Here is a 5,300-nt window from a genome sequence, read left to right as displayed (position 1 = left end):
CACTTCTAATCCTTTGATACCTTCAGCTTCAAAGTGTTTTACCCAACGACTTAAAATCGAGTGATGAATACCTAATTCTTTCGCAACGGTTTCATAGCTCATGCCTTCGTGTAAATATATATCTATAGCTTTTTTCTTAAATGTTACATCGTAAGTGACTCTAATTTTTCCCATAGAAAAATCCCCTCCATAGTAAATAGGTTAATGTGCTTTCTTTTTCCTGTCTACTATAAAGGGATCATATCATTCCAGACTTCTCTTTTTCGACATACAAGGAATTACAGGAGCTATTCAGAACCGCTTAAACGATAACTATATTTTGTTGCAAAGTTTGTGTTTTTCAAACTATGCAACAGAACCCTGCAATTAGTATTGACGGATTATTGAGCTTTATTCAGGGAGGTAGCTGTATTTAATGAAAAAACTTAGTTCACCATATTCCGAATAGTGCAATCTATCCAATGATAATTGATATATATATATATATATATATATATCAAAAAATTCATAATTAATCCTTTTAGATATAAGCTACTCAATTGAGATGAATTTTATTAATTTGTTACAGAATACTCCTTTTAAGTGGTATTTAAATGTTTTTTGTAATTTTATAGCGAAAAATATTTTATCAGAATTGGTAGGATGCGCAAATTTTCTGTCGAATTGATACATGAACTAGAAGGAGGGTGACAGTCTGTGCTATATCATTTAATAAAATTAGGGGAAGCATTAGAGTCTGAGGTAAGGCAATCCAAAGATAGATTATACTTTGATTCAGTTAATTTTGGAGTTTGGGTGTCAAAAAGCATTTTATATATAGAAAAATATCATAAAAATACTTCTGTAGTAACTCAAATGAAGCAAAGTTATAAAGAAATAGATTATACAAATAATTATACATTTTACAAATTAATGTTAAGTGCATTGAAAGTAATACAAGAGGAGGAGAATGAAGCAATGGAGGATGTTAAAGTATAATATATAATTAATTGAAGGAAAAGTAATAAAGTTATCGTACATGGTTTGAGTAGAGGAATAGAATACAGTACAGTGCGGTTAGAAAACTAGAGGACACCAATTCATTGAAGCAGCAATCAAGCTGTTTTAAGAAATGGTGTCCTCTTTCTTATTTTGTAAGGAGGATGGAAAAAATGAAAGCATTAAGAGATCAATTACGTAAATGGAAAAAACAAACTAAACAAAAAAGAAGAAACCAAAAGAGAATTCTAGCACTCGTGGATTTGAGGATTTAACGGGGATGCATAGACCTTGTTATGAGCGTAGACGTGGAGGCTTAAGACAAAAGTTATAAAAAATAAAAGAAGTGGTCTGGAATGACTAAGCAATTATCTTTCTTACCCAAAATCGATAGAGCAGCAACACAAGAGAAATTAGAGGGTATTCTTGAAAGTATATGTATATTAAGCAATTTGGAATGATGCGTAAGGAAATGAAAGTCACTCCTTCTTATGAAACGAGAGAACAGGGTCCTACATATGCAGTTGGCAAACCGTTAGAGGATGTAGTAATCTCTAATATTCAACAAAGCCAACGTGAAGAATGGTTAGAGAAAATGGCATTTCGAGTTGAATAAGCATTAAGTCGATTCGGAAACAGTACAGCTGGAAAAAAACAGAGGGACATTATAGTTAAACGATATTTAGAAGACGAAGATATATGCGATTATATAGTGTATAACGAAATTGGTATGAGTGAAGGTACGTATCGACGTGTGAAACCTAGAGCGTTTTATAAACTGGCCTTTGCTCTTAGGCTAGAAGTTTATGAAACTGAAGGGAATGAATCATGAATTTTGTCCAGCCAATACATGATCCAGGGCAAATGCAGCAGCTTAAAGAATATTTTAAGGAAAAGAGAGCTTACGTAATTACATTCTCTTCATTATGGGTATTAATACAGGTCTTAGAATCACAGACGTTTTGAAACTGAAGGTAGAAGATGTTAAGGGCAATCATATATCTATGAGGGAAAAACAGGGAAGCAGAAACGAATACAAAGTACAGCATCTCTTAAAAGAGAACTGAAATGGTTTATTGAAGAAAGAGAAGACAATGAGTATTTATTACAAAGAAGACAGGTAGGAATCCTCCAATCGATCGCAGTATGACATATAAGATATTAAGTGGAGCAGCGGCAGAGTTGGGATTAGATGGAATAGGAACACATACACTGAGAAAGATGTATGGATATCATATGTACATGCAAACGAAAAACATAGCATTACTCATGGAGATATTCAATCAATCGTCAGAGAAGGTCACACTACGTTTATATAGGTGTAACCCAAGATGCAATGGAAGCAATGACTAGGTTTAAAATCTAAGCATTGCTTTTTTTTAACTATACAGTTACTCATAAATTTCGTACTTTGTAAATCAAAAGGGAAAGTTTAATTAAGTCAATAATATCAAGGGATTTGGCGAAGGGGTCAGTTACACACAATACAGGATATGGGTAAGTCATTTACAGGAATCATTGTAGAAAGTAATGAATAGTTATAAACGTAGAACATAAGGGGAGGAAATGTAATTCATGTTAAATGAAGAATTATTAGAGGCGCTAATTAAATATCGAAGGTTTAACGGGAAAAACCCTGATATCCTACAAGTAAATCCAAAATATTTTAGAGATCTTCTAGAAGAATTAAATTATCCAGAGTGGCTTATTAAAAAGAAAGAAGCAGAAATTGGAACGAAAAAAAACTTATTAGGAGTGGCAGTTGAGTTAACAGATACAGTAAAAAAATTCAAAATATGAAAAAAAACGGCGGAGTCGTGACCGTTTTTTAGCAGGAAATATGCCGGCCGTTTTGGAATTATCGTGTTATATTTGTATTGTGAGAAGTGGTGGGAAAACACGACGCATAAAATTTCTTTATAATAGATATGTTGTTTAAACGGTTTCATAATAATAATAATAAAGTGCTCCCTAAAAGTTAGACACGGTTATTCCATTAGGCAGCTTGATAAAAATGAGTCCGGTATTGCACCGGACTCATTTTTAATTTTACCTTTATATAGATTAATATTATATTAATCTATATAATTTTCCGAATCTATTTTAAAATGTCCTACACTTTCAAACTCTTTTATGTAGAGGAATTCCGCCTTCATGATCCCGAAGAAATTGTCCATTACTGCATTGTCATAACAGTTTCCTTTTCGAGACATACTCTACACAATACCTCTTGATTCAAGTGTCTGGACATATTGTTTCATTTGATAATGCCACCCTTGATCGGAATGCATCAATAGTTGGTGATTTTTAGGTAAACGTTCTAATGCTGTCTCTAACATTTCTGAAACAAGTGAATACTTCGGTCTAGAGCCAATTGTATAGGTAATAATCTCACTATTAAACAAGTCTAATACAGGTGATACATAAAGTTTCTCTCCAAACAATTTAAACTCTGTGATGTCTGTTACCCATTTTTGATTCGGTGTATCTGCATGAAAGCTATGCGCTAAAATATTGGGTGCAGTTTTACCGACTTTCCCCTTATAAGACTTATATTTTTTCATACGCACAATACACTTTAATCCAAGCTCTTTCATAATACGCGGAACCTTCTTGTGATGCACTTTCTGACCACGATTCGTTAACTCATCACGAATACAACGGTAGACATAACGCCCTTCATTTTCCTCATAAATCGCTTTAATTTCGGCTTTCAAATCTGCATTTAAATCCGGACGATTCATTTTTTTTACTAAATCATAATACGTGCTTCGTGGAATGTTAGCTAGCTCTACGAGTGCCTTCACTGAATATTTATGCCTTAATCCATAGACTACTAGCGCTTTGTCCTGTTTCGTGATTTTTCCTTGTTTTGAACTAAGGTATTCAACTTTTTTAAGTACCCATTTTCCATTTCAAGCTGTTGAATACGTGCTTTAACTGAACCTTCAACTGGTGCTTGTTTAGATTGTTTATTTGACTCTTTTTTCATGGATGGACACCCCTTTTCTTTGATTGAAGGGCATCGATTCCTTGTGTTTCGAATTGTTTTTTTCAAATAAGGACATACCGTTTTCAATCATAAAATTTAGTACGTCTAGTTTAAATTGTTGATTGTAATTTGTATACCGTTTTAGAAAAGCTTCCACACCATTTTGTTTATATTGGTTTACCCAATTCAAAATTATGGTTTCTCTTATACCAATCGCTTTACTAATTTCTTGGTAACTTTCATTTCCGTTCAAATAAGGTTGAACCATGTGTATTTTTTCATCAGCTGTAAATTTAACCATAGAAAAACTGCACCTCCAATTGTTAGACACAGTCTAACAATTGGAGGTGCAGTTTATTGCGATGCTCTTTTTTGTATTAAGAATCAAACCAAACAAATAGCAGGATGAGAAAAATGAAAATAAATAACAACCAGCGTGCAATTTTCATAAAGCACTTCCTTTAGAAATGGTATGTGTTAAAAGTGCAAGTAATTTAATATAAAATAGTAAAAATAAGTATACAGTATCAGGTCAGTCATTTTACGAGGTAAGGGTGGTAATTAGGATGGGTGGCTATTCTAAAATTATTTTCTCCAATGGGAATGAATATATTGTGCCAATTCAGCCTAATATTTTAATTGAGAAGGAACTTACAAATAAGAATGGGGAGATTTACAATAAGTTTATTCTTGTTCCACAAATAGATATAGAAACAGGGAATAAGATGCAATTCAATTTAAATCCTCAGCATATAGTAACAATTGAAGAATTTAGCATAAGAAGACAAAAGAACATTCCTTCCGTATTTAGAGTGGAAACAAATAATGAAAGATTAAAGGGAAAGGGTTCTGTTGCAAAGTTTTCTAAGCGAAGTTAAAATTTAAAGAAAATGACTCGAGGGGCATGATACATGAGATATTTTAAAGGAAAACAATTCAAAAAAGATATTATTTTGGTAGCCGTTGGCTAGTATTGTCGTTTTTCTTTAAGTTATCGTGATGTCTCTGAAATTCTGAAAGAACGTGGAGTTTCGATTCATCCAACAACCATCATGCGTTGGGTTCATGAATATGGAAGTCTCATTTATCAGATTTGGAAAAAGAATAACAAATCTGCACAGCTATCTTGGCACTTGGATGAAACCTATATCAAAGTGAAAGGCGATTGATATTACCTCTACCGAGCAATCTAGGTTTTGGTGCAAAGAATGAACAGAGATTACATAAAACATGGATTCCTAACGGAATCAGCTCTTATGCGGTAAATTCAAACAAATGCTGGATACATATATTCTGATTTTTGACAGACTGCGCCCTTAATTTGAATTGT

General features: G+C 33.1%; 4 protein-coding genes and 4 pseudogenes. 6 read left to right on the top strand and 2 right to left on the bottom strand.

Features of this window, described 5'->3' with window-relative positions; all coding sequences use genetic code 11:
• The coding region (locus ILT06_RS32010; protein ID WP_222655989.1) for a helix-turn-helix domain-containing protein at window positions 1-174 on the bottom strand (174 nt) is incomplete at its 3' end.
• Window positions 175-696: 522 nt separating this feature from the next.
• On the opposite strand from ILT06_RS32010, the gene ILT06_RS32005 reads away from it, so the two are divergent.
• The 4 genes and pseudogenes from ILT06_RS32005 to ILT06_RS31990 all read left to right on the top strand — a co-directional run bounded on the left by ILT06_RS32005 (window position 697) and on the right by ILT06_RS31990 (window position 2,778).
• Window positions 697-978: a hypothetical protein gene (locus ILT06_RS32005; protein ID WP_098826691.1), complete on the top strand. Its 282-nt coding sequence runs from the start codon at window positions 697-699 to the stop codon at window positions 976-978.
• A gap of 356 nt (window positions 979-1,334) precedes the next feature.
• Window positions 1,335-1,810, top strand: a pseudogene (locus tag ILT06_RS32000) (ArpU family phage packaging/lysis transcriptional regulator).
• Window positions 1,807-2,344: pseudogene (locus ILT06_RS31995) on the top strand (tyrosine-type recombinase/integrase). The pseudogenes ILT06_RS32000 and ILT06_RS31995 overlap by 4 nt, the downstream one beginning before the upstream one ends.
• Window positions 2,345-2,553: 209 nt before the next feature.
• Window positions 2,554-2,778: a hypothetical protein gene (locus ILT06_RS31990; RefSeq protein ID WP_222655988.1), complete on the top strand. Its 225-nt coding sequence runs from the start codon at window positions 2,554-2,556 to the stop codon at window positions 2,776-2,778.
• A gap of 196 nt (window positions 2,779-2,974) precedes the next feature.
• Here the strand turns inward: ILT06_RS31990 and ILT06_RS31985 are convergent.
• Window positions 2,975-4,271: pseudogene (locus tag ILT06_RS31985) on the bottom strand (IS3 family transposase).
• Window positions 4,272-4,536: 265 nt separating this feature from the next.
• On the opposite strand from ILT06_RS31985, the gene ILT06_RS31980 reads away from it, so the two are divergent.
• On the top strand, window positions 4,537-4,848 hold the full coding sequence (locus tag ILT06_RS31980; RefSeq protein WP_222655987.1) for a hypothetical protein: 312 nt from the start codon (window positions 4,537-4,539) through the stop codon (window positions 4,846-4,848).
• Between the two features lie 33 nt (window positions 4,849-4,881).
• A pseudogene (locus ILT06_RS31975) lies at window positions 4,882-5,136 on the top strand (transposase domain-containing protein); the annotation flags it as partial.
• Window positions 5,137-5,300: the final 164 nt, after the last annotated feature.

The sequence above is a fragment of the Bacillus sp. 17RED48 genome, assembly GCF_019837545.1.
GTDB lineage: Bacteria > Bacillota > Bacilli > Bacillales > Bacillaceae_G > Bacillus_A > Bacillus_A wiedmannii.
The sequence above is the reverse complement of the archived record's forward strand: the minus strand, read 5'-3'. Positions and strand labels throughout refer to the sequence as shown.

What these genes read in the sequence shown, in the direction of transcription:
- ILT06_RS31980 (WP_222655987.1), top strand. Translation starts at nt 4,537, where the DNA reads ATGGGTGGCTATTCTAAAATTATTTTCTCCAATGGGAATGAATATATT.
- ILT06_RS31990 (WP_222655988.1), top strand. Translation starts at nt 2,554, where the DNA reads ATGTTAAATGAAGAATTATTAGAGGCGCTAATTAAATATCGAAGGTTT.